This window comes from Acinetobacter seifertii (genome assembly GCF_000368065.1).
Classification (GTDB): Bacteria; Pseudomonadota; Gammaproteobacteria; order Pseudomonadales; family Moraxellaceae; genus Acinetobacter; species Acinetobacter seifertii.
Genome location: NZ_KB851204.1, coordinates 96,521 through 119,427 on the forward strand (window position 1 = coordinate 96,521; position 22,907 = coordinate 119,427).

22 protein-coding genes are annotated in these 22,907 nt (G+C 38.5%); 10 read left to right on the plus strand and 12 right to left on the minus strand.

The annotated features are described in order from the left end of the window. Positions 1-48 precede the first annotated feature (48 nt). Positions 49-1,692, plus strand: a complete 1,644-nt coding sequence (locus tag F985_RS23020) for a nitrite/sulfite reductase (protein WP_004705730.1) — start codon at positions 49-51, stop codon at positions 1,690-1,692. Continuing rightward, the gene (locus tag F985_RS23025; RefSeq protein ID WP_004705731.1) at positions 1,685-2,170 is read left to right on the plus strand and encodes a DUF934 domain-containing protein; all 486 of its coding nucleotides are present in this window, start codon (positions 1,685-1,687) and stop codon (positions 2,168-2,170) included. The genes F985_RS23020 and F985_RS23025 overlap by 8 nt, the downstream gene beginning before the upstream one ends. Positions 2,171-2,222: 52 nt before the next feature. On the opposite strand, the gene F985_RS23030 is transcribed toward F985_RS23025, so the two are convergent. From F985_RS23030 to F985_RS23040, 3 genes are all read right to left on the minus strand, one after another. Next, complete coding sequence (locus tag F985_RS23030) at positions 2,223-2,666, minus strand: VOC family protein (protein WP_004705732.1); 444 nt, start codon at positions 2,664-2,666, stop codon at positions 2,223-2,225. A gap of 129 nt (positions 2,667-2,795) precedes the next feature. Beyond that, positions 2,796-3,971, minus strand: a complete 1,176-nt coding sequence (locus F985_RS23035; protein WP_004705733.1) for a thiolase family protein — start codon at positions 3,969-3,971, stop codon at positions 2,796-2,798. 108 nt (positions 3,972-4,079) lie between these two features. After that, positions 4,080-4,595, minus strand: coding sequence for a GspH/FimT family pseudopilin (locus F985_RS23040; protein WP_004705734.1), 516 nt, complete (start codon positions 4,593-4,595; stop codon positions 4,080-4,082). A gap of 379 nt (positions 4,596-4,974) precedes the next feature. Between F985_RS23040 and omp38 the strand changes: the two genes are divergently transcribed. Continuing rightward, on the plus strand, positions 4,975-6,024 hold the full coding sequence (omp38, locus tag F985_RS23045; RefSeq protein WP_004705735.1) for an outer membrane protein Omp38: 1,050 nt from the start codon (positions 4,975-4,977) through the stop codon (positions 6,022-6,024). A gap of 128 nt (positions 6,025-6,152) precedes the next feature. Here the strand turns inward: omp38 and F985_RS25945 are convergent, their stop codons facing one another. The 5 genes from F985_RS25945 to F985_RS23070 all read right to left on the minus strand — a co-directional run bounded on the left by F985_RS25945 (position 6,153) and on the right by F985_RS23070 (position 11,716). Beyond that, positions 6,153-6,296 (minus strand): hypothetical protein, encoded by a 144-nt coding sequence (locus F985_RS25945; protein WP_166739898.1) that lies wholly within the window; start codon positions 6,294-6,296, stop codon positions 6,153-6,155. Between the two features lie 18 nt (positions 6,297-6,314). Then, positions 6,315-7,520, minus strand: coding sequence for an RtcB family protein (locus F985_RS23055; RefSeq protein WP_004705738.1), 1,206 nt, complete (start codon positions 7,518-7,520; stop codon positions 6,315-6,317). Between the two features lie 276 nt (positions 7,521-7,796). Continuing rightward, positions 7,797-9,257 carry an amino acid permease gene (locus F985_RS23060; protein WP_004705739.1) on the minus strand — a complete coding sequence of 487 codons (1,461 nt, stop codon included), beginning with the start codon at positions 9,255-9,257 and terminating at the stop codon, positions 7,797-7,799. Between the two features lie 21 nt (positions 9,258-9,278). Further along, the gene (locus F985_RS23065; RefSeq protein WP_004705740.1) at positions 9,279-10,292 is read right to left on the minus strand and encodes a class I SAM-dependent methyltransferase; all 1,014 of its coding nucleotides are present in this window, start codon (positions 10,290-10,292) and stop codon (positions 9,279-9,281) included. Positions 10,293-10,357: 65 nt separating this feature from the next. Beyond that, positions 10,358-11,716 carry a uracil-xanthine permease family protein gene (locus tag F985_RS23070; RefSeq protein WP_004705741.1) on the minus strand — a complete coding sequence of 453 codons (1,359 nt, stop codon included), beginning with the start codon at positions 11,714-11,716 and terminating at the stop codon, positions 10,358-10,360. Positions 11,717-11,894: 178 nt separating this feature from the next. Here F985_RS23070 and typA point away from each other — a divergent pair, with 178 nt between their 5' ends. Together typA and mscL are read left to right on the plus strand one after the other, a co-directional pair. Beyond that, entirely contained in the window at positions 11,895-13,730 is a 1,836-nt protein-coding gene (typA, locus tag F985_RS23075) for a translational GTPase TypA (protein ID WP_004705742.1), read from the plus strand. Positions 13,731-13,987: 257 nt separating this feature from the next. After that, positions 13,988-14,419 (plus strand): large conductance mechanosensitive channel protein MscL, encoded by a 432-nt coding sequence (gene mscL, locus F985_RS23080; RefSeq protein ID WP_004705743.1) that lies wholly within the window; start codon positions 13,988-13,990, stop codon positions 14,417-14,419. Between the two features lie 51 nt (positions 14,420-14,470). Here mscL and F985_RS23085 read toward each other — a convergent pair whose 3' ends face one another. Then, complete coding sequence (locus tag F985_RS23085) at positions 14,471-15,172, minus strand: hypothetical protein (protein WP_004705745.1); 702 nt, start codon at positions 15,170-15,172, stop codon at positions 14,471-14,473. 227 nt (positions 15,173-15,399) lie between these two features. Here F985_RS23085 and F985_RS23090 point away from each other — a divergent pair, with 227 nt between their 5' ends. Next, complete coding sequence (locus F985_RS23090) at positions 15,400-15,750, plus strand: gamma-glutamylcyclotransferase family protein (RefSeq protein ID WP_004705746.1); 351 nt, start codon at positions 15,400-15,402, stop codon at positions 15,748-15,750. Positions 15,751-15,764: 14 nt separating this feature from the next. On the opposite strand, the gene F985_RS23095 is transcribed toward F985_RS23090, so the two are convergent. Both F985_RS23095 and mutM read right to left on the minus strand, forming a co-directional pair. Beyond that, positions 15,765-16,055, minus strand: a complete 291-nt coding sequence (locus tag F985_RS23095) for a peptidylprolyl isomerase (RefSeq protein WP_002051379.1) — start codon at positions 16,053-16,055, stop codon at positions 15,765-15,767. A 19-nt stretch (positions 16,056-16,074) separates the two neighbouring features. After that, entirely contained in the window at positions 16,075-16,899 is an 825-nt protein-coding gene (gene mutM, locus F985_RS23100) for a bifunctional DNA-formamidopyrimidine glycosylase/DNA-(apurinic or apyrimidinic site) lyase (protein ID WP_004705747.1), read from the minus strand. A 75-nt stretch (positions 16,900-16,974) separates the two neighbouring features. Here mutM and F985_RS23105 point away from each other — a divergent pair, with 75 nt between their 5' ends. From F985_RS23105 to F985_RS23120, 4 genes are all read left to right on the plus strand, one after another. Then, entirely contained in the window at positions 16,975-17,541 is a 567-nt protein-coding gene (locus F985_RS23105) for a DNA-3-methyladenine glycosylase (RefSeq protein WP_004705748.1), read from the plus strand. Positions 17,542-17,673: 132 nt separating this feature from the next. After that, the gene (locus F985_RS23110; protein WP_004705749.1) at positions 17,674-19,806 is read left to right on the plus strand and encodes a TonB-dependent receptor family protein; all 2,133 of its coding nucleotides are present in this window, start codon (positions 17,674-17,676) and stop codon (positions 19,804-19,806) included. Positions 19,807-19,815: 9 nt separating this feature from the next. Further along, positions 19,816-20,925: an NADH:flavin oxidoreductase/NADH oxidase gene (locus F985_RS23115; RefSeq protein ID WP_004705750.1), complete on the plus strand. Its 1,110-nt coding sequence runs from the start codon at positions 19,816-19,818 to the stop codon at positions 20,923-20,925. Between the two features lie 62 nt (positions 20,926-20,987). Further along, a complete protein-coding gene (locus F985_RS23120) occupies positions 20,988-21,911 on the plus strand; it encodes an AEC family transporter (RefSeq protein ID WP_004705751.1) in 924 nt (307 codons plus the stop codon). A 34-nt stretch (positions 21,912-21,945) separates the two neighbouring features. On the opposite strand, the gene F985_RS23125 is transcribed toward F985_RS23120, so the two are convergent. Then, a complete protein-coding gene (locus tag F985_RS23125) occupies positions 21,946-22,770 on the minus strand; it encodes a tetratricopeptide repeat protein (protein WP_004705752.1) in 825 nt (274 codons plus the stop codon). Positions 22,771-22,907 lie beyond the last annotated feature (137 nt).

A 22,907-nucleotide genomic window follows, 5' to 3' on the forward strand; every position in this document is an offset into this window, starting at 1 on the left:
AGCTCGCTATGCTATCCGCCTTAATAATGAATCTACTAGCCATACGCCATGTATTTATATACCGATTTCGACCAGCAGCTGGTTAATGAACGAGTTGCTCAGTTCCGTGATCAGACTGAACGCTATTTAGCTGGCAAACTTTCTGAAGATGAATATCGTCCATTACGTTTGCAAAATGGTTTATATGTGCAACGTTATGCGCCTATGCTGCGTATTGCTGTGCCGTATGGCTTAATGAATTCTAAACAATTACGTAAAGTTGCTGAAGTTTCAACTGCTTATGACCGTGGCTATGCGCATGTATCTACGCGTCAAAACATTCAGTTAAACTGGCCTGCACTTGAAGACGTACCAGATATTTTGGCTGAGCTTGCAACTGTACAAATGCATGCCATTCAAACGAGTGGTAACTGTATTCGTAACACAACAACTGACCAATATGCTGGTGTGGTTGCTGGTGAAATTGCAGACCCACGTCCAACATGTGAATTGATTCGTCAGTGGAGTACATTCCACCCTGAATTTGCATTCTTGCCACGTAAGTTCAAAATTGCCGTTTCTGCACTTGAAGAAAAAGATCGTGCAGCAACGGCATTCCACGATATTGGTGTTTACATCGTGCGTAATGAAGTGGGTGAAATTGGCTATAAAATTATGGCTGGTGGTGGTTTAGGCCGTACTCCAATCATTGGTAGCGTTATTCGCGAGTTTTTACCACGTGAAGATTTAATTGCTTACTTAGAAGCAGTTCTACGTGTTTATAACTTGCATGGCCGTCGTGATAATAAATATAAAGCACGTATTAAAATTCTAGTTAAGGCATTAACGCCTGAAGTATTTGCTCAGAAAGTTGAAGCTGAATTTGAACATACACGTGAAGCATTGAAAATTCAGCCAGAAATTTTGAAAAAACTGGATGAAGAATTCACCCCGTTTGATTATCAAGATTTGGCAGATGAGGACTTTACCGCTTTATTTGCTGAGCATCCAAAATTCAAACAGTGGTTCAACATCAACACGCATGCGCATAAAGTGAAGGGCTATCGTATTGTTACGATTTCTCTAAAACGTGCAGGTATTGCACCGGGCGATATGACTACTGAAGAAATGAACTTTATTGCAGATCTTGCTGATAAATATACTTTCGGTGAACTTCGCACCACTCACGAACAAAATATTGCTTTGGCAGATGTACCTCAAAAAGACTTGTTCGATGTATGGCAAGCGCTTGAACAACAAAATATGGCACGTGCACATATTGGCTTTATTACCGATATTATTAGTTGCCCGGGCGGTGATTTCTGTTCACTTGCAAATGCGAAATCAATTCCAATTGCTGAAGCAATTACACGTCGTTTCGATGACTTAGACAAAGTTTATGATCTTGGTCATTTAGATCTAAATATTTCTGGTTGTATGAATGCTTGTGGTCACCACCACGTTGGTAACATCGGTATTTTAGGTGTAGATAAAAAAGGTGCTGAGTTCTACCAAATTACATTAGGTGGTAATTCGGACCATGATGCCTCAATCGGTGACATCTTAGGGCCATCATTTGCAGCAGATGCTGTGCCTGACGTAATTGAAGAAGTACTAAATACTTATCTTGATTTGCGTACTGAAGGTGAGCGTTTCGTCGATACATATCGCCGTGTAGGAATTCAACCATTTAAGGAGCGTGCATATGCTTAATATAGCTCTACCAGTGCTTTATAAAGATGGCACGATTGCAGATAATACTTATCAAATCATTGCTGAAGATGGTGTTGTTCCTCAAGGTGATGTAGTTGTAACAACAGCTCAACTAGACCAGTTAGCTAACGTTCAAGGCAAAAAAGCTTTATATGTGACTGTAAATGATTCACCTGAAGATCATACATTTCCATTAAATGAACTTGATGCAATCTTCATTGAGTTTGCAGGTTTTGGCGATGGCCGAGGTTACTCATTTGCAGCACTATTGCGCCGCCAAGGTTTCAAAGGTGAGTTACGTGCAACAGGTGATGTGTTTAAGGATGTTTTAAACTACTTAAAGCGTTCTGGTTTTGATAGCTTTATCGTAAAAGAAGGCAAAGACGTACAAGAAGCTGCGGCAGGTTTGCAAGATTTTACCAATCCGTATCAAGCTTCAACTGCTGTGCCAAAAGCGAGCTACCAAACTGGTGCTTAAGATATGCTGACATAAAAAATCCCGCAATTTGCGGGATTTTTTATGTTGGAAATTAAGTGTCTAATTGGCAATTAACCATCCACTTTATGCCGAACTGATCAGTAAAAGCACCATACAATGCTCCCCAAAAAGTCTTTTCTAGAGGCATTTCAATTTGGCCATTTACAGATAGCTTATCAAAAAGCTGCTTTGCTTTCTCTTGCTCATCTTTTTCAAGGTTTATTGCAATGTAGTGATTAGTGCCTTGAGTAAAAACACTGTTAGGAGTACAGAACTGATCATTGGTATCTGATGCCATAAGTACTGTGAATTCGTTAATGGGTAAAGACACATGTAAAATCAGGTTTTTATTGGCTTCTGATAAGGTTACACCTTCGGAAGCGGGCATATCACCATAGCGACTCAGCATGGCAAACTCTCCACCAAATACTGATTTATAAAAGTTAAACGCTTGTTCCGCCTGACCTTGAAAGTTGAGATAGTGATTGAGTTGCATTGTTATTGTCCATTGTTGTTTTCATTTAGAGGAATAAGTTAAAACTTAAAAGTGATTTTGTGGGTCTTTTTTTGTAATTTTTTCATGAAAAATCCCACCGAAGTGGGATTTTAAAATAATTAATTTTAATTAAATAAGTTCAATCGCAACGGCTGTTGCTTCGCCACCACCAATACAGAGTGCTGCAATACCTTTTTTACCGCCAGTACGTTTAAGAGCATGAATCAGGGTAAGAATAATACGTGAACCTGTTGAGCCTACTGGGTGACCTAGTGCACAAGCACCGCCATTGATATTCACTTTCTCTGCATCAAGTTTGAAATCATCAATTGGACACATTGTAACCATAGCAAAGGCTTCATTAATTTCCCAAAGATCGACATCTTGAGCATTCCATCCTGCTTTTTTTAGAACTTTTTCAATGGCACCAACAGGAGCAATTGTAAATTCTGAAGGATGTTGAGAGTTTGAAGCTGTTGCAATAATTTTTGCCAGTGGCTTTAAACCACGTTGACTAGCAACCTCACTTGAAGTTAATACTAATGCAGATGCACCATCCGAAATAGAGCTTGCGTTTGCTGCGGTAATTGTACCGTCTTTTGCAAAAGCTGGTTTAAGCGAAGGAATTTTGTCGATCTTTGCATTTAAAGGTTGTTCATCTTGATCAACAACGACATCACCTTTACGGCTAGGTACGGTAACAGGAACGATTTCATCTTTGAAATAGCCTTCGGTAATTGCAGTTTGAGCACGTTTTAAAGAGCGAATTGCAAAGTCATCCATTTGCTCACGTGTATAGCCACGAGTATTTGCCATATCTTGAGCAAAAGAACCCATTAAACGACCTGTTTCAGCATCTTCAAGTCCATCAAGAAACATGTGGTCTTTAATTTCGCCATGACCCATACGGTAACCAGCACGTGCTTTAGGTAAAACATAAGGGGCATTTGTCATCGACTCCATACCACCTGCAACCACAATTTCAGCACTGCCTGCTTTGATCATATCGGCTGCTTGCATTACGGCTTTCATGCCTGAACCACAAAGTTTATTAATCGTCACTGCACCTGTAGAGTCTGGTAAACCAGCTTTACGCATCGCTTGACGAGCAGGGCCTTGTTTTAAACCAGCAGGAAGAACACATCCCATAATGACTTCTTCAACATCAGTAGGCTGCAAACCTGCTCGTGCGATTGCTTCTTTAATTGTTACTGCACCTAGTTCGGGAGCAGTTAGACCAGACAGTGATCCTTGAAAACCACCCATAGCAGTACGAGCACCATTAACAATTACGATGTCAGTCATTGTTGTAATCTCCGATTGTTCTTTATCTCAAATTAAGAAAACATTAAAACTTAAGCAGTATATTGCAAAATGGGGATGCTATTGGGTTCTGCATTAGACTGTAGAGTTCTAACAATTTTGAGATTCTTCTAAGCGGACGTGCCCCATTTTACTGAGAATTAACTTAAAATTTTTAAGCTGATCATAAGAACAATAAATAAAACTGCCATTAGACTCGATTGGAAGTCCGGAACTGCCCTGAAAAACAATACTATTTTGTTTTTTTCCAAAACGTTGTAATTTCATAGAACCATAATGATGGTTAAGATCTACGGAAGTTAATAACTCTTCATTTAAATCATGTTGTAGATTACGATTATTGTCTACAAAGCTAATGAGTTGACTATTCCAGTTCGTATTACAAATGAATTGATCGGAACTGGGACACAGAACAATGTTTGTATGCCTAACAATCGCGTCATATTTGGCTTTTTGTATATGAATTGTGAGTACACGCGGAGTATTTTTTAATTCTGCAGATGCCATAAATTGATGGTATAAAGGAATGGCTATAACTGACATAATTACAATAATTACGAGGGTTATAGAGAGTTCAACTATAGTAAAACCGGGAGATTTAAACATTAAGAAACCTTAATATATGTATAAATAGAGCAATTTTATGTTTTCTGACAATGATTTATATTATTTTTTATAATAAGGAAACACAAAATTAAATAAGGGTTATCAGTTGGCTAGAATACTGGTAAAATCACCGCAAGCGAAACAAAGAAGTTATTCATTTTTGCTAGTTGAGTAAAAAATTACCGAATTACAACGGAAATTGTAAGTAATTTTGTCAATAATTTACTTGATTAAAATTATCAAGCACTTGGAAAGTTTATCAAGTGTTTGTATGATTCAAATGTGAATAGCTTAAAAATAATACTGGGGTAAAAATATCTCAGGGGCCAATAAATTTAGGCTGAGCTTGAACAACAATTGTTATCTCTGGAGGATATCCATGAAATTGAGTCGTATTGCACTTGCTACTATGCTTGTTGCTGCTCCATTAGCTGCTGCTAATGCTGGCGTAACAGTTACTCCATTATTGCTTGGTTACACTTTCCAAGACAGCCAACACAATAACGGTGGTGACAAAGGTAGTTTAACTAACGGACCTGAGTTACAAGACGATTTATTCGTTGGTGCAGCTTTAGGTATTGAGTTAACACCATGGTTAGGTTTTGAAGCTGAATATAACCAAGTTAAAGGTGATGTAAAAGGCATTCCTAGTGCTCCAAATGCTGAATACAAACAAAAACAAATCAATGGTAACTTCTATGTTACTTCTGATTTGATTACTAAAAACTATGACAGCAAATTCAAGCCATACGTATTGTTAGGTGCTGGTCACTACAAATACGATATTCCTGATCTTGGTTACCACACTAGCGAAGAAGGTACTTTAGGTAATGCTGGTATCGGTGCGTTCTATCGCATCAACGATGCTTTATCTCTTCGTACAGAAGCTCGTGGTACTTATAACTTTGACGAACAATTCTGGAACTATACAGCTCTTGCTGGTTTAAACGTAGTTCTTGGTGGTCACTTGAAGCCTGCTGCTCCTGTAGTAGAAGTTGCTCCAGTTGAACCAACTCCAGTTGCTCCACAACCACAAGAGTTAACTGAAGACCTTAACATGGAACTTCGTGTGTTCTTTGATACTAACAAGTCAAACATCAAAGACCAATACAAGCCAGAAATCGCTAAAGTTGCTGAGAAGTTAACTGAATACCCTAACGCTACTGCACGTATCGAAGGTCACACAGATAACACTGGTCCACGTAAGTTGAACGAACGTTTATCTTTAGCTCGTGCTAACTCTGTTAAATCAGCTCTTGTAAACGAATACAATGTTGACGCTTCTCGTTTGTCTACTCAAGGTTTCGCTTGGGATCAACCGATTGCTGACAACAAAACTAAAGAAGGTCGTGCTATGAACCGTCGTGTATTCGCGACAATCACTGGTAGCCGTACTGTAGTAGTTCAACCTGGTCAACAAGCTCAATAATTTGAGTTTCTGAACAGTAAAAAAGCGACTCTAACGAGTCGCTTTTTTTATTGCGATTTTTCAAATATTTTTTCATTTCTATATCTCCTCAATAATATCTATTCAGTTAATTGTTTATAGATAAGTTTTTACCAAACACCTTTTTTTAATTGCTGTTTAGTATCTTGTCTATCTCGACGATGCTGTGCACGAGGTTTTTCTGTCTCATGCATACCACCTTTTTGAAGTAAAGGGGACAGAGCTACGTGGTTACGGACCTTAATTTTTGGCATTTCTTTAATTTTCATGTTTTAACCTTTAATACATAAAACTTGTTTAAGTGTATGGACCACTTCAATAAGATCTGATTGGTTCGCCATGACTTCATCAATATCCTTGTAAGCACTTGGGATCTCATCGACAACGCCACTATCTTTACGGCACTCAATACCTTTGGTTTGCTCAATTAAGTCTTGTTGATTAAAAAGAATTTTTGCCTTGCTGCGGCTCATTTTACGCCCAGCGCCGTGAGAACATGAACAAAAAGACTCAGGATTAGCTTTTCCTCTAACAATATAAGAGCGTGCTCCCATAGAGCCAGGAATAATTCCTAACTCATCTAAACCTGCTCTAATCGCCCCTTTCCTGGTAACTAAAAGATTTTCACCAAAATGGGTTTCTCGACTTACATAATTATGATGACAATTAATTGCTTCTTTTGTCATTTGAAACGACGGTAGAATAGGTCGGATTGCTTCTAAGACTAATCGCATCATTTCTTTACGATTTTCAAAAGCATATTCTTGGGCCCACTCCACAGCTTCTACATAATCATTAAAACTGTTTGAACCTTCAGCAAAATAACTTAAGTCTTTATCAGGTACATGCCCAAAGCGATGTTGTGCTTCTTTCTTGGCAAGTTCAATAAAATAAGTACCAATGACGTTACCAAGTCCTCGACTACCTGAATGTAGCATTACCCATACATCTTGATTTTCATCAATACATAACTCTATAAAGTGATTGCCACCTCCTAATGTGCCTAATTGTTTTTGCCAAGTCGCATCAAACTGCCGAAGCATTCTAATTAAACCAGGATGCTTTTTTACAATCGGTTGTAAACGCTTTTCGAGTGGAATAATACTCGATGCTTTAGCCTTGACCTGCTTATGTAAAGCAAATCCAACTGGTACTTTACGTTCAATTGCATCACGTAAACGACTCAAGTTATCAGGAAGCTGTGAAGCCTTTAGACTTAAACGAATTGCATTCATTCCACAGCCAATGTCTACACCGACTGCAGCTGGAATAATGGCATGTTTAGTCGGAATAACACTTCCTACAGTCGCACCTTTTCCTACGTGAACATCTGGCATAACAGCAATATGTGAATATATAAATTGCAGTTGTGCCATTTTCTTCAATTGTTCAATACTTTCACTGTCTATATCTTGAGTGAAAATTTTAACGGGGACACCGTAAAGTGCCTCTTCGTTTAATATTTTTTGTATGCCCATAATTTTTCTCTTATTTTTCTGTCCGAATAGGCATAAAAAAACCTAGCGAATGCTAGGTCTTAAATTCGAGCATTCGGACAAGTGAATTAAATTTGTACACTTGTCCGTGAGCTGACATCGTGCCAAATCGTTACTGTTTTTTACCTTGTAGTGTTGGCATGATGTCCTCCTTTTTAAAAAGTGCCGTTGAAAATTTGAACGGCATTTTACCTGTTTTTAACTAAAGATCAAGCTTCGGATCTTCAGCTTACTTTAATTAACGACTTAAACTTACTGTTAATCTTGCTCTGGTTTTACATTCATTTTGTCGTAACTAATTAATTTAGTTTTATATTTCCATTTATATCCGAGCCAAATTACTAAGAATAAAGGCAAACTAATATAAGTAGAAAGTAAGCCGATCCAATCAATTTTTCCACCCAAAATAGCTTGATAATTTTGGCCTAAGATAATGATTGAACACAGAATGAATGCGAACCAAGGTGCAAATGGGAAAAACTTGGCACGATATGCTAAATCTTCAAGTTTATACCCTTGAGCGATATAACCTTTACGGAAGCGATAATGTGAAATTGCAATACCTAACCAGACAATAAAACCACACATCCCTGACATGTTGAGTAGCCAGTTAAAGACTTGTTTTTCACCAATAAATGTCGTTAAGAAACAGAATGCAGCAATAAATGTCGTTGCATATAGCGCATTCATTGGAACACCACGATTATCGAGTTTTGCAAACCATTTTGGTGCACGGCCTTGTTGAGCCATGTCAAATAACATACGGGTAGAAGAATACATGCCCGAGTTACCTGCCGACAAAATAGCAGTCAAAATAACCGCGTTCATTAAGCTCGCAGCGAAAGCAAAGCCTACCTTTTCATAAAGCAAGGTAAAAGGAGAAAGGGCAACATTTTCTGTTGTTGCAGCTTGTAATAAATTTGGATCATCATAGGCGATAAGTGTGCCGATAATGAAAATACACAAGATATAGAATAATAAAATTCGCCAGAAAATCTGTTTAATTGCAAGTGGAATAGTTTTCTTTGGATCTTTCGATTCACCCGCAGCAACACCCACCATTTCGGTTCCCTGAAATGAGAACCCTGCAATCATGGCGACCCCAATCATAGCCTGCAAACCACCCACAAAAGGTGCGTCTTTGTAAGTCCAGTTGCCAAAAGTAGCTACGCCCGGTGTCAACATGAGCTTAATTATCATGGCGATACCAATGATAATGAAGGCAATAATTGCAATAACTTTAACCATTGAGAACCAGAATTCACTTTCACCGAAACCTTTTACACTCATTGCGTTAATCATGAAAATGATAACGAGGAAAAGGGCACTCCAGTAAAAACCGGGAATATCTGGAAACCAGAATTTCATAATAAACTGTACAGCAACAAGTTCAAATGCAACCGTAATTGCCCAGTTGTACCAATAATTCCAGCCTAGAGCGAAACCAAAGCCATCTTCAACATAGCGACTGCCATAGGTAAAAAATGCACCAGATGTTGGGGTATGAGTCGCAAGCTCACCTAAACTGGTCATTAAGAAGTAAATCATAATACCAATAAGAGAGTAAGCGAGTAGAGCCCCACCAGGGCCTGCGTTTGCAATGGTTGATCCAGAAGCAAGGAAGAGACCTGTACCAATAGAACCACCAATGGCGATCATATTCAGATGACGAGCTCCAAGCTTTCGCTGGAGTTTTTCAGGAGCATGTGTTTCGCTCATGGAGATTCCTTACATAGTTTGTTATGCACAGGCATATAACACCTTAAAGCCTTGAAGATCAGTTTTAATCTCACACTGACCAAAGTGCTTCTCAATTAAGATCGGATAGTTTAAAAAACGGTTTGCTACAATCCATAGCTCACCCGATGCCTTTAAATGTTTTTTAGCGTTCTGGCAGAGTCCTTCACTTGCATCATAGTTGGTATGAATACCTTGATGAAAGGGAGGATTACTGACAATGGCATCAAGTTCTGTTGGGGCGTCTGCAATTCCTATAACAGGTTGCAATCTCAACTGGTCTGAACCTATTCCATTTCGACTAAAAGTCATTTCCGTTGACCGTAAAGCGAAAGCATCAATATCTAAGGCATGAATAATATTACTTGAATTTATTTTTGCCAAATAACAACTGATAATTCCCGCACCACACCCGAAGTCGGCAATTCTACCTGATTTCATCTGATTAAGATAAGGGAGTAAAACAGCAGTTCCCACATCTAGATGATTTTGACTGAAAACCCCCGGTAGAGCACAAATGGTAAGTTCATGTCCATTTGCTTGAACAGTATAGGTTTTTAACCAGCTTTCAAGAGGTTTGAGCTTTTCAGTTTTCTCAATTTTTAAATGCCATAACTGACAATGTCGAGCGCTATCAAGTTTAAGAATTTTGCCAAAACTTTGTAGTTGTTTAGCAGCTCTTTCAACACCACCTTTTTTTTCACCTACTAAAAAAACTGATTGGTCAGTTTTTAGATGGCTCATCACCACATGCAATATATAATTTAAAAGCTCTTTTGATTTTGGAACAAAAATTATAGCCTGATCAAATTCTTGTGATGGAAACTCAACCGAGAAATGTGCTGTCGTGCCTGCATTAACAAAGCCTTTATAGTCCACATAATTCCACGTCCAGACTGATGCATCAACCCCAGATGGTAATTGACTGACTAAGGCATCATTGGGTGCATTAATCAACAAGAGTCTACCTTTTAAATAGTCTTGTTGTCTTAATACCACTTCACTTCTAGGATCCATGTACATCTCTCATGAAGAAGAATGCCCAGTGGGAACTGGGCAGTAATCAAAAAATTAAAAAAGGGTTATTTATGTGTTTCAGGCAGCACAACATTTAAAATTAATGCCGCAATACCGCCTGTTGCTACACCAGAACTAAAAATATTTTTAAATAACTCTGGTAAGTGTTCCAAAATTTGTGGAACTTGAGCAACACCTAAACCTAGTGCAAGTGAAATCGCGATAATTAAAAGGGCACGACGGTCTAAATGAATAGATGAAAGAATGTTAATGCCTGAGGCAGCAACCGCACCAAACATTACCATAACTGCTCCGCCTAATACCGCCTGTGGTACGGCTTGTATTACACCTGCTACAGCAGGGAATAGACCTAATATAATGAGTAAAGCAGCAATCCAGATCCCTACGTAACGACTTGCCACACCAGTGAGTTGAATTACACCATTATTTTGGGCAAAAACAGAACTAGGGAAGGTGTTAAATAATCCTGCAAGTAAAGAGTTTGCGCCATTCACTAACACGCCACCTTTGATGCGTTGCATCCACTGAGGACCATCTACAGGTTGGTTTGAAAGTTTACTGGTTGCTGTGACATCACCAATTGCTTCTAATGAAGTCACCAAATAAATGAATGCCATTGGAATAAATAAGCCCCATGAGAAGCTTAAGCCAAAGTGCATTGGTGTTGGAATTTGAATAACTGGCGCGTCTTTTAGACCAGAAAAATCTAGGTACCCCATGAAGCCGGCAAGAATGTAGCCAATAACCAAAGCAATCAAAATAGCTGAGCTTTTAATCCACACTACGCGTATGCGATTTAAAACAATAATAATAGCTAGAACTGTACAAGACATTATAAGGTTATCAGAACTTGCAAAAGTATGATCTTGCATAGCTTGGTAACCACCACCCATACTAATGAGGCCTTCTTTAATAAGCGTTAAACCAATCAGCAGTACAACAATACCTGTCACAAGCGGAGTAATAAGTCTTTTTACCCATGGTAGGATTTGTGACACACCCATTTCAATAAATGAACCAGCAATCACCACACCAAAAATAGCAGCCATAACCTGATTTACTGGTGTACCTGCGGCAACCATTGCACTCCCAATACCAATAATTGGGCCAATAAAGTTAAAACTAGTACCCTGAACAATGAGTAGACCTGCACCGAAAGGACCAACTTTTTTGCATTGTAAGAAAGTTGCAATTCCTGAAATGACCAAAGACATGGATAAAATCATGTTGGTTTCGGTACGTGAAACACCCAAAGCTAAACAAATAAGAAGCCCAGGTGTAATAATTGGGACAATAATTGCAAGCAAATGTTGAAAAGCAGCTAAAAAAGCCACGAAGGGTTTTGGTCGGTCATCTAATCCATAAACAAGGTCAAGATGGTCTGGTGATGGTTGATTGGACATGGGAGTAAATACGCCACAATTTCGCAAATTGGCGCTATTCTAATCGAGATACCTATCTTTACAAAACGAAATACAGGCTATTGGGAAATTTTTTTGTCAATGTCAATAAACTGTCACTACTCAAGAGTAGTGTTTTTCTGTATAATTTGCCCTCAAATTTCAGGCGTTTCTAATTTTCATGTCAGATATCAAAAATCTCCGTAATATCGCAATTATTGCGCACGTCGACCACGGGAAAACCACACTTGTCGATAAACTACTTCAGCAATCAGGTGCTCTCGGTGACCGAGCAGGCGAGATTGAGCGTGTCATGGACTCGAATGCGCTTGAAAGTGAACGTGGTATTACCATCTTAGCGAAAAACACTTCTATTACTTGGTTGGATAAGCGTACTGATACAACTTACCGTATCAACATCGTGGACACCCCGGGACACGCCGACTTCGGTGGTGAAGTAGAACGTGTTATGTCGATGGTTGACTGCGTATTACTTCTTGTTGACTCTCAAGAAGGCCCAATGCCACAAACTCGTTTTGTAACGCAAAAAGCCTTTGCTCGTGGTTTGAAGCCAATCGTTATTATCAACAAAGTTGATAAACCAAGTGCACGTCCAGACTGGGTAATCGATCAAGTATTTGATTTGTTTGATAACCTTGGTGCAACTGATGAGCAATTAGATTTCCCAATCGTTTATGCATCAGGTTTACGTGGTGTAGCGGGTCCAGCTCCTGAAGAACTTGCAGAAGACATGACTCCGTTGTTCGAAACGATTGTAGACATCGTTGAGCCACCAGCAGTTGACGTTGATGGTCCATTCCAAATGCAGATTTCATCACTTGACTATAACAGCTTCGTAGGCGTTATCGGTGTTGGTCGTATTCAACGTGGTTCAGTAAAATTAAACACTCCTGTTACTGTAATTGACAAAGATGGCAATACACGTAACGGTCGTATTTTAAAAATCATGGGTTACCACGGTTTAGAACGTATTGATGTAGATTCAGCATCTGCTGGTGACATCGTATGTATTACTGGTATTGATGCACTTAACATTTCTGACACAATCTGTGATCCGAAAAATGTTGAAGCATTACCAGCTTTATCTGTAGATGAACCTACGGTATCTATGACTTTCCAAGTAAACAACTCTCCGTTTGCTGGTAAAGAAGGTAAATTCGTAACTTCACGTAATATCCGTGAACGTCTTGATCGCGAATTAATCCATAACGTAGCTTTACGTGTTGAAGACACTGACAGTCCAGACCGCTTCAAAGTATCTGGTCGTGGTGAACTTCATCTTTCAGTTTTAATTGAAAACATGCGTCGTGAAGGCTTTGAAATGGGCGTATCACGTCCACAAGTAATCATCAAAGAAATTGATGGTGAAAGACAAGAGCCTTACGAAAACGTAACGTTTGACGTTGAAGAACAGCATCAAGGTGCTGTAATGGAACAAATGGGTCACCGTAAAGGCGAAATGACTAATATGGAAGTTGACGGTAAAGGCCGTATCCGTATTGAAGCGACTGTGCCTTCACGTGGCCTAATCGGTTTCCGTTCTGAATTCTTGACCATGACTTCTGGTACAGGGATCATGACTTCAAGCTTCTCGCATTATGGTCCTGTTAAACAAGGTACTGTTGCGAAGCGTCAAAACGGTGTGTTGATTTCTATGGTTCAAGGTACTTGCTTGGGCTATGCATTGTTCAGCTTACAAGACCGTGGTCGTTTATTTGCTAAGCCACAGTTAGAAGTTTACGAAGGTATGATCGTGGGTATTAACTCTCGTTCAGACGATATGGTTGTAAACCCAACTAAAGCGAAACAATTAACTAACGTTCGTGCATCTGGTACAGATGATGCTTTAACTTTAGTACCTGCAATTGAATATACGCTTGAACAAGCGCTTGAATTCATTGAAGATGACGAGTTAGTAGAAGTAACACCTAAATCAATCCGTATCCGTAAACGTTACTTGACTGAAAACGAACGTAAACGTAACCGTGATAAATAATTTTTCTTAATTGAAAAAGAAAAAACCGCTAAATTAATTTAGCGGTTTTTTTAATTGTTATATTTGAAATTAAATTAACCTTAAATTCATATTTTTCTTATAAACGAATATGTTGTTAAAGTGTGAGATAGTTTTCTTTTTTTTGATAAAAATATTAAATTATCAATATCATGGCGAGTACTATCTAATTCGATAAGATGCCAATGAAAAAGAAAAATATGACGTGTTTCGACCCCCCGACATCTGGAGATGTTTAGATGAGTATTATTCAAGAATTTAAAGAATTTGCCATTAAAGGCAATATGATGGATTTAGCCATTGGTGTGATTATTGGTGGTGCTTTTGGCAAAATCGTGGACTCTTTGGTGAAAGATATTATCATGCCAATTATCAGTGTAATTACTGGTGGTGGCGTTGATTTTACACAAAAATTCATTGTGTTGGGTGCAAACCCTAACAATTTACAGTCTTTGGATGCCTTACAAAAGGCAGGTGTCAATGTATTAACTTATGGTAACTTCCTGACCATTTTAATTAACTTCCTGATTTTAGCTTGGGTTGTATTCTTAATGGTGAAATTATTAAACAGACTTCGCCGTGATAAGAATGAGCCAGAAGCTCCAGCTGCAACGCCTGAAGATGTGCAATTACTGCGCGAAATTCGTGATGAGTTGAAAAAGAAAGCTTAAGCAGATTTCAAATAAAAAACGGTACCTAGCGTACCGTTTTTTATAGTTATTTTATCGAACTTCTCCAATTAAGAATCTTTCAGTAATTTCATAGCAATTAGAAATAATATCTTGAGTAGTTTGATTATCTGTACAATTCTGTAAGTAATATTCAATTAGAATAGAATTAGAAGGCTCATCGTTATGATATTTAGAAACATTTATGCCAAGTTTTGAAAAATCTTTTTGAGCCTGAAACTCTAAAATCCTGTGTACTCGATCAGACTGTTGTTCAGTTACTGTAGGGATATAAATTTTAAGGGTTTTATCATTTTGTTTAATAATTAAATTTTCTTTAATTTCTTTAATATTGTTAAAGAGAGTAAAATTTTTGTTAAATAAATCTTCGACATAATAGTCAAAATCAATGAAATCTAATAAATAAAAATATTGATCGTATTGGTAACTATTACCTTGGAAGTAAGTATTAAAATTATAACTACCTTCAAACTCTCCAGTCCCTTCCTCTTGTACAATAAAACTGTATTCAGGATATTTCTGGCTAAAATTAAGCATATCTTTTTCAAGGCTATACCATTTTACTTCATTTTCAGAGTTACCATCTAAATTAAAGGCATATTCAGCTTCATGATGTGAATTTGATTGTGCATCATCATATAACGCTTGAATGATCTTACGTGTTTCATCACGATTAGCTGGGCGTTTTTCTTCATGCACCCAAACTCGTAAAGATACATATGTGTACATCCCCATTTAAAATTCCTTAGATAAGTAAAATATTTATTAAAGTTAAAAATAAATTCATTAAACTAAAACTACTTATAATTCATTTTATTAGCTTGTAAAATACAATTTATTTTATGCTTAAAGAATACCAAAATGAGAGTATTCTTAATAGTCTTTTTGCATTTAAGTTATCTTAGAAGACTAATTTTTAAAGGATATTAATATTAAACTTATATTAGTAAAGGTAAGTTATTATGAATCAGCTATTTGTATATGGCACTTTATGTCCGAATCAAGTTAATGCTCATATTTTAGAACAAATCGATGGTCACTGGATAAAAGCCAGTGTAAGAGGCGTGATTCATATTTTAGATTGGGGACCAGACAAGGGTTTAAAAGCACTTGAGTTAGATTCGCAAGCCGATTGGATAGATGGTTATGTGTTTAGCACAGAAAAACTTGCTGAAAACTGGCAGATGCTGGATGATTTTGAAGGTTTTCAATACCAGCGTGTCATCGCAGATGTAAAACTAGAGTCGGGTGAATATATTAAAGCCTGGACATATCAAATGAATGCACAGGCTAAAACTTCTGAAAAACCATAATTAAATTAATGGAATCAGCGTAAGCTGCCCATTCGGAATTTAACTTCTAAAAGATGATAGCCAAACTGGCTTTTAATAGGACCTTGCAACACGCGTTCAGCAGCTGTAAAGACAACTTTGTCGATAACAGGTACTAATTGACCTTTTTTAACTTCGCCAAGTTCACCGCCACGTTTAGCTGAATTGCAGGTGGAATATTGCTTGGCAAGTTTGGCAAAGTCTGCACCACTTTGTAGCTTCTTTTTTAGCTGTTCAGCTAAGTCTTTATCTTTGACTAAAATATGTCGGACAATTGCTGTTTGCATGTTGTCTTCCTCCAAAAAATTAAGGCTTTCTCAGCTTTTTAAGTGGTTGGCACTGTGGGCAAAATACACTGGCACGCTGACCGAGTTTTAAATTTTCTAATGGGGTTTCACAGTTAACACACATTTCTCCAGCACGACCATAAGCAAGAAGTGTTTGCTGGAAATAACCATTTTCACCCATGGCATTACTGTAATCGCGTAAAGTTGAGCCACCTAAATCAATTGCCGATTTCAAAATTCGTTTAATCTCGACAACGAGTTTTTCAATTTGTTGCATAGTCAAATCGCCAGCAGGCTGAGCTGGGTGAATGCCTACATTAAATAAGCTTTCAGTTGCATAGATATTGCCTACACCAACCACTACATGATTATCCATGAGTGCAATTTTTATGCCGACAGATTTATTCTTTAGCTTAGAAGCTAAATATTCTGCATGAAAGTCAGTACTTAAAGGCTCTGGCCCCAAAGTATCTATGAGTTTGCCTTGAGTTTCCGAATTAAGCCAAAGGATGCAACCGAAACGGCGTGGGTCATGGTAACGTAACTGCTGATCTTCAAATTGAATAATCAGGTGGTCATGTTTTCTTAGTTCATCATTTGGTTCGGTGAGACGAAAACTTCCTGACATGCCTAAATGCCAGAGCATTTGATCTTGTTCAAACTCTGCCAAAATATATTTTGAACGTCGGTTTAACCCAATGAGACGTTGCCCAACAAGTTTTTGAATATCATCTGGTATAGGCCAGCGTAAGCTAGAGTTGCGGACTTCTACACTTTGAACTTTTTGATTCAATAAGGGAAATAAACTGGTTTTGGTGGTTTCGACTTCGGGTAACTCAGGCATGCCAACTCGCAGAATTAACAGATATACTGGATTAATCAAGTATAACGTGTGGTATGTAATATTTCAGAGAATACTATGTCAGATATTTTACCATTAAGCTGGTTTCAACGAGAAACTTCAGAAGTGGCTTATGATTTGATCGGCTGTGTATTATGTAAGCGACAGCCCGATGGTCAAATCATCCGTTGCACAATTAGTGAAACAGAAGCTTATTTGGGCGTTCGAGATAAAGCTTGCCATAGTTACAATGATAAACGAACAGCTCGAACTGAGGTAATGTATGGCCATGGTGGTAGTATTTACGTCTACCTAATTTATGGCATGTATGAAATGCTTAATATTATTACTCAAACAGAAGGTGTGCCTGAAGGAGTAATGATTCGGGCTGTATTTTTAAGTAATGCTTCAACAAAAAAAGAATATAAGCTTTTAGCTGGACCGGGCAAACTGACACGTTATTTGGGTATTGACCGTAGTTTAAAAGGCCAGACTCTAGGTGAAGAATCTGGGCTATGGATTGAAGCAGCCACTAAACAACCAGAAGTTGTTTTAACACCACGTATTGGAATTGACTATGCTGAAGAGGCAAAAGACTGGCCTGAACGGTATTGCTGGAAAGATCATCCATCTTTGAGCCGATAATCCAAATTTAGAAATTAATTTTTAAATAACGATATAGTGTTCTAGATTTACAACAATGCAGATCGAATTCAATATCCAGACAAGACACTGCTTTTTGTTATCATAACTACAATATAAATAAAGGAAATAAGCATGTCCTTATTACGCTTAGACCGACTTCATTACTGTATTTTGATGAGTATGGGCTGTATTTCTAGTCCAATTGTATGGGCAGAAGACCTAAATTCAGACGTTGCCAAATTGCCTACTTTACATGTGGAAGCAACGCGTACCGATACCACTTACTTACAAACACCTGCTTCAGTTTTTCGAATAGATGCACCTCAAGCTGATAGCTCTTCACAAGTGAATTTAACTGAAGTTGTGAAAGGGATACCGAGCTTACAGATTCGTAATCGTGAAAATTATGCGCAAGATTTGCAGCTATCTATGCGTGGTTTTGGCGCACGTTCTACTTTTGGTGTCCGAGGTATTCGTCTATATGTGGATGGTATTCCCGCAACAATGCCAGATGGGCAAGGCCAAACCTCTAATATTGATTTAAGTAGTCTCGATCATGTTGAAGTTCTAACGGGACCTTTTTCCTCACTATATGGAAACTCATCGGGTGGGACAATTTTAACGTCTACTAAAGAAGGTCAAGGAAAAGACTCAATCGAGCTGAGCTATTCGGGAGGTAGCCATGATAAAAGCCGAGCAGGGTTAGTACTACAAGGTGGGGCAAAGGGTGCGAATGAACCAAGCTATATTATTAGTTCATCGTACTTCGATACCGACGGTTACCGAGATCATAGCGGTGCAAATAAAATCTTAAATAACGCCAAGCTCAGTTGGAACCTTGACGATGGAAGCAAAATCAACTGGGTGACTAACTATGTCAAAATCAATGCAGATGACCCGCAAGGTTTAACTCATGCTCAGTGGAATGCGAATCCCAAACAGGTTAATGATTCAAAAAACATTTATAAGGTTCGAAAAGACATTGAGCAAACCCAGACAGGGGTGACATGGTCTAAGCCTATTAATGATAAAAATGAACTCTATGCCATGGCATATTTAGGCAATCGCCAAGTTACTCAATATCAATCTATTCCTAAGTCAGCACAAGATGCCAGCATTAATCATGCTGGTGGCGTGATTGATTTTGAACGTAATTATTATGGTGCTGATTTCCGTTGGACAGGTAAAGAACTGCTGCCAAATACGACAGTAAGTTTAGGTGTTGCACTCGATGCGATGGATGAAGACCGTAAAGGTTATGAAAATTTTAACTTAGTAAATGGTCAGCCTTCTTACGGTGTTAAAGGTAAATTACGTCGTGATGAAGACAATACTTTGTGGAATATCGACCCATATTTACAAGCTTCATGGCAGTTCTTACCTACATGGCGTTTAGACACGGGCGTACGCTATAGCAATGTCCATTACAAATCTAAAGATAATTATTTAAGTAATGGCGATGATAGTGGTAAGACTGATTACAGTAAGGTTCTACCTTCTGCTGCTTTAAGCTGGCAAATTTTACCTGAGCTCATGGCATATGTAAGTTATGCCAAAGGGTTTGAAACACCGACCTTTACTGAAATGGCATATCAAACTGATACGACAAAGTCAGGTTTTAACTTTGATTTAAGACCATCAACGAGTGATACCTATGAGGCTGGCTTAAAGTCACAAAACCAATTAGGTGATTTTACGTTGGCGGTTTTTCAAACCAAAACGAAGAATGACATTGTTGCAGCGGGAAGCTCAAACGGACGTGCAACCTTCCGTAATGCAGATAAAACCTTACGTGAAGGAGTAGAGTTTGCATGGAATAAAAAGTTATGGCGAGACTTAACCGCGACTGCAAGCTATGCCTATTTAGATGCGACATTTGATGCTGATATTCCAGCTTTAGGAAATATTGCTCAAATTCCATCAGGAAATGCGATTCCAGGTATTGCTAAAAACCAAGCTTATGCCTCTTTGGCATGGCAGCCATCGCACGGTCTATATGGTGGTGTAGACGTACAGTATATGGACAAAGTATACGTGAATGATACCAACAGTGACGCAGCACCGAGCTACAGTGTAACTTCAGCAAATATTGGTTATGCATGGGATTTAGGCGAATGGAAAGTCAAAAGCTTTGCTCGTGTAGATAACCTATTTGATAAAAACTATGCGGGTTCAGTGATTGTAAATGATGGTAATGATCGTTACTTTGAGCCTGCGGATGGGCGTAACTGGAGTGCAGGTTTACGTGTAATTAAACAATTCTAGGAATTTAAAATGGCAAAATTATTTGAAACGGTTAATTTTGATTCACTACAACTGGTCAATAGAATTGTAATTGCCCCAATGTGCCAGTATTCGGCAACTGATGAAGGCGAAATTACCTATTGGCATGAACAGCAATGGGCAAATTATGCCTTGTCTGGGGCTGGGCTATGTATTGTGGAAGCTACGGCTGTACAAGCGGAAGGTCGAATTAGTTATGCAGACCTTGGACTGTGGAATGATCAGCAACGTGACCAGATCAAAACTTTATTGGGGAAAGTTAAAACACTTTCTCCTATGCCATTTGGAATTCAGTTAGCACATGCTGGCCGTAAAGCATCGACTGAAAAGCCATGGTTGGGCAAAGGCCAAATTGCAAAAAATCAGCCACATGGCTGGCAAACAGTTGCTCCAAGTACAAGTACTTTTTCGGTTCATGATGCGGCGCCACATGCATTAACAATCGATGAAATTAAACAAGTTCAACAAGACTTTGCTGCTGCTGCAAAACGTGCAGTAGAAGCCGGCTTTGAGCTAATCGAAGTACATGCAGCACATGGTTACTTATTGCATCAATTTTTATCGCCAATAGCGAATCAACGCACAGATGAATATGGTGGTTCTTTAGAAAACCGTATGCGTATGGCGCTTGAAGTACTTCAGGCAATTAAACTCGCGGTGCCTGAAGGCTATCCAGTAGGAGTCCGTCTATCTGCAACTGACTGGATGGATGGCAATGAGCAGTGGGATATTGAATCTACAGTTGGTTTATCAAAAGCTTTAGAGCAGCTAGGAGCCGCTTATATTCATGTGTCTAGCGGTGGTTTACATGAACACCAAAATATTACCATTGGAGCGGGCTACCAAGTTCCGTTTGCCGAACAGGTTAAGAAGCATGTGTCTATTCCTGTGATTGCAGTAGGACTGATTACCGAGCCAGAACATGCTGAACAAATTTTAGAAACTCAGCAAGCTGATGCAATTGGCCTTGCTCGTGCTATGTTATATGACCCACGTTGGCCGTGGCATGCAGCAGCTAAATTGGGAGCAAAAGTTAAAATTGCACCTCAGTATTTGCGTTGTCAACCACATGGATTAAAACAGCTTTTTGATTCTTTTTAGTTGATCAGCGGGCAAATTAAGATTTGCCCGTTTTTATTTTCAGATGAGTGAGGGAGCATTCTGTGGTTTTTCAGGTAATTTTACCAATTTTGATTTTATTGTTGATGGGGTACTGCAGTGTCCTCATTAAATTGGTAACACCTGAGCAGATTAGGGCCCTGAGTGCATTTGTTATTAAAATTGCTCTTCCTGCATTTTTAATTCAGTCTTTAGCCAATAAAAATTTACAAGAGATTTGGCACCCATCTTATTTTATTGCTTATGGTGGCGGCTCTTTAATATTGTTTTTTCTTGCTTTTATTATTTATCGAAAGCTTTTTAAAAACAGCCTAACCCATAGCGCCGTCATATCGATGGGTGCTTCTATGTCAAATACAGGATTTATGGGTACCGCTATTTTGACCATGCTCATGGGTAGTCATGCTGCAATCTATATATCTTTAACTTTAATTATTGAAAATTTATTAATCGTCGCTTTAATGCTCATTTTGGCTGAAGCGGGATTACATCAACAGCAACAGCTTTTTCCTTTGCTGAAAAAGACATTTATTAATTTACTTAAAAACCCTGTAATTATTGCAATTTTGGTTGGCATGAGCTGTATTTTACTCGGCATTCATCTGCCTTCAAAACTTGGGCAAGCTATAGAACTGTTAGGAAAAACAGCCTCACCTTTAGCATTATTTGCTATTGGCGGCAGTTTGGTTGGTATAGGAATTACCGCAGTGAATTTACAAAGTATATTGTTAGCTGGGTTTAATGTCATTCTTATGCCAGTTGTGATTTTTGGATTGTTTCTTTTATTGCCAAATGTAAGCCGTGAAATGCTTTATGCAGGAACATTAATTGCAGCGTTGCCGATGCCGATTGCTTTTGGTATTTTTGGACAAGCATACGGTTTAAATGAAAGAGCATTAACACCTTTAATGATAAGTACCATTATTGGTTTTATTGGAGTAAGTGGGCTGATTGCTTTGTGGTGGTAAAAGAAAAGCCCCATACGGGGCTATTGTTTCTTTACTATTTTCTAGGTGCGGACTGTGTAGGGGCGGCTGCAGCTTGCTTATTCTTCTCAGCAATAATCTTTTCGACTGAAGCTAAAGATTCTCTAGCGTTAGGAACATTTTGATTGGCAAGCTCAGTAAAAATCTTTTTGGCCTCAGGTAAATTTTGTGGAATGATATTGCCATTTGCCATCATAGTCGCTAAAGCCATAGACGCTGGTGCATAACCTTTTTGTGCAATTGCTTGTAAAGCTTCAATGCCTTGGCGTTTCATTAACGGATTTTTATTTTCAACCCCTTGGCTAATATCATAAAGTGCTTTCACCTGAGTAGCTGGATAGTTACCTTTTCTAATTAAAGGCGCTAACTTTTGAAGGGCAATTTGATGAGACTGTGGCTTTTTCTGAGCAAATAAAATGGTCGCAATTTTTACCGTTGCATCATCAGAACCTTGAGCTGATGCTTTCTGTACATATTGGCTAAATTTATTACTATCTTTTGCAACGCCTAACTCACCAGTTTCATAAATCTGTGCAAGTCTATAACTGGCCTGAGCATAGCCTTTATTCGAGGCATCTTCATAATATTTCAGAGCTTTAGCATTATCTTTGGCAGTACCTTGACCCATTTGCGTCATATAGCCTAAGTTATAGATCGCTTGAGCATTTCCTGTCTGTGCAAGACGCTGGACTTCTTGGAAAGCAGCAGGATAATTTTTTGCCGCATACAATTGTTCAGCCTGTTTAAAGACATCATTTTTTGCCGCAGATGCTGTACTGTCTGCCGCAAAGATGGATGAACTTGAAATGGCGATTAGGCTGGCGATGAGTAATTTTTTCATTTCTTTTTAACCTTTTACTTCGTAGCTACATCATTCCGTCGATGTATTGAATCAACTCAACTTCTCATCATAAATAGTGATGCATGAAAGTAAACAGCCGATTTGTATATAAAACGATGTCTATAAAGCAAACTGTG

Excerpts from the sequence above, each read along its gene's own strand:
- F985_RS23020 (WP_004705730.1), top strand. The coding sequence starts at position 49 with ATGTATTTATATACCGATTTCGACCAGCAGCTGGTTAATGAACGAGTT.
- F985_RS23025 (WP_004705731.1), top strand. The coding sequence starts at position 1,685 with ATGCTTAATATAGCTCTACCAGTGCTTTATAAAGATGGCACGATTGCA.
- F985_RS23030 (WP_004705732.1), bottom strand. The coding sequence starts at position 2,666 with ATGCAACTCAATCACTATCTCAACTTTCAAGGTCAGGCGGAACAAGCG.
- F985_RS23035 (WP_004705733.1), bottom strand. The coding sequence starts at position 3,971 with ATGACTGACATCGTAATTGTTAATGGTGCTCGTACTGCTATGGGTGGT.
- F985_RS23040 (WP_004705734.1), bottom strand. The coding sequence starts at position 4,595 with ATGTTTAAATCTCCCGGTTTTACTATAGTTGAACTCTCTATAACCCTC.
- omp38 (WP_004705735.1), top strand. The coding sequence starts at position 4,975 with ATGAAATTGAGTCGTATTGCACTTGCTACTATGCTTGTTGCTGCTCCA.
- F985_RS25945 (WP_166739898.1), bottom strand. The coding sequence starts at position 6,296 with ATGCCAAAAATTAAGGTCCGTAACCACGTAGCTCTGTCCCCTTTACTT.
- F985_RS23055 (WP_004705738.1), bottom strand. The coding sequence starts at position 7,520 with ATGGGCATACAAAAAATATTAAACGAAGAGGCACTTTACGGTGTCCCC.
- F985_RS23060 (WP_004705739.1), bottom strand. The coding sequence starts at position 9,257 with ATGAGCGAAACACATGCTCCTGAAAAACTCCAGCGAAAGCTTGGAGCT.
- F985_RS23065 (WP_004705740.1), bottom strand. The coding sequence starts at position 10,292 with ATGGATCCTAGAAGTGAAGTGGTATTAAGACAACAAGACTATTTAAAA.
- F985_RS23070 (WP_004705741.1), bottom strand. The coding sequence starts at position 11,716 with ATGTCCAATCAACCATCACCAGACCATCTTGACCTTGTTTATGGATTA.
- typA (WP_004705742.1), top strand. The coding sequence starts at position 11,895 with ATGTCAGATATCAAAAATCTCCGTAATATCGCAATTATTGCGCACGTC.
- mscL (WP_004705743.1), top strand. The coding sequence starts at position 13,988 with ATGAGTATTATTCAAGAATTTAAAGAATTTGCCATTAAAGGCAATATG.
- F985_RS23085 (WP_004705745.1), bottom strand. The coding sequence starts at position 15,172 with ATGGGGATGTACACATATGTATCTTTACGAGTTTGGGTGCATGAAGAA.
- F985_RS23090 (WP_004705746.1), top strand. The coding sequence starts at position 15,400 with ATGAATCAGCTATTTGTATATGGCACTTTATGTCCGAATCAAGTTAAT.
- F985_RS23095 (WP_002051379.1), bottom strand. The coding sequence starts at position 16,055 with ATGCAAACAGCAATTGTCCGACATATTTTAGTCAAAGATAAAGACTTA.
- mutM (WP_004705747.1), bottom strand. The coding sequence starts at position 16,899 with ATGCCTGAGTTACCCGAAGTCGAAACCACCAAAACCAGTTTATTTCCC.
- F985_RS23105 (WP_004705748.1), top strand. The coding sequence starts at position 16,975 with ATGTCAGATATTTTACCATTAAGCTGGTTTCAACGAGAAACTTCAGAA.
- F985_RS23110 (WP_004705749.1), top strand. The coding sequence starts at position 17,674 with ATGTCCTTATTACGCTTAGACCGACTTCATTACTGTATTTTGATGAGT.
- F985_RS23115 (WP_004705750.1), top strand. The coding sequence starts at position 19,816 with ATGGCAAAATTATTTGAAACGGTTAATTTTGATTCACTACAACTGGTC.
- F985_RS23125 (WP_004705752.1), bottom strand. The coding sequence starts at position 22,770 with ATGAAAAAATTACTCATCGCCAGCCTAATCGCCATTTCAAGTTCATCC.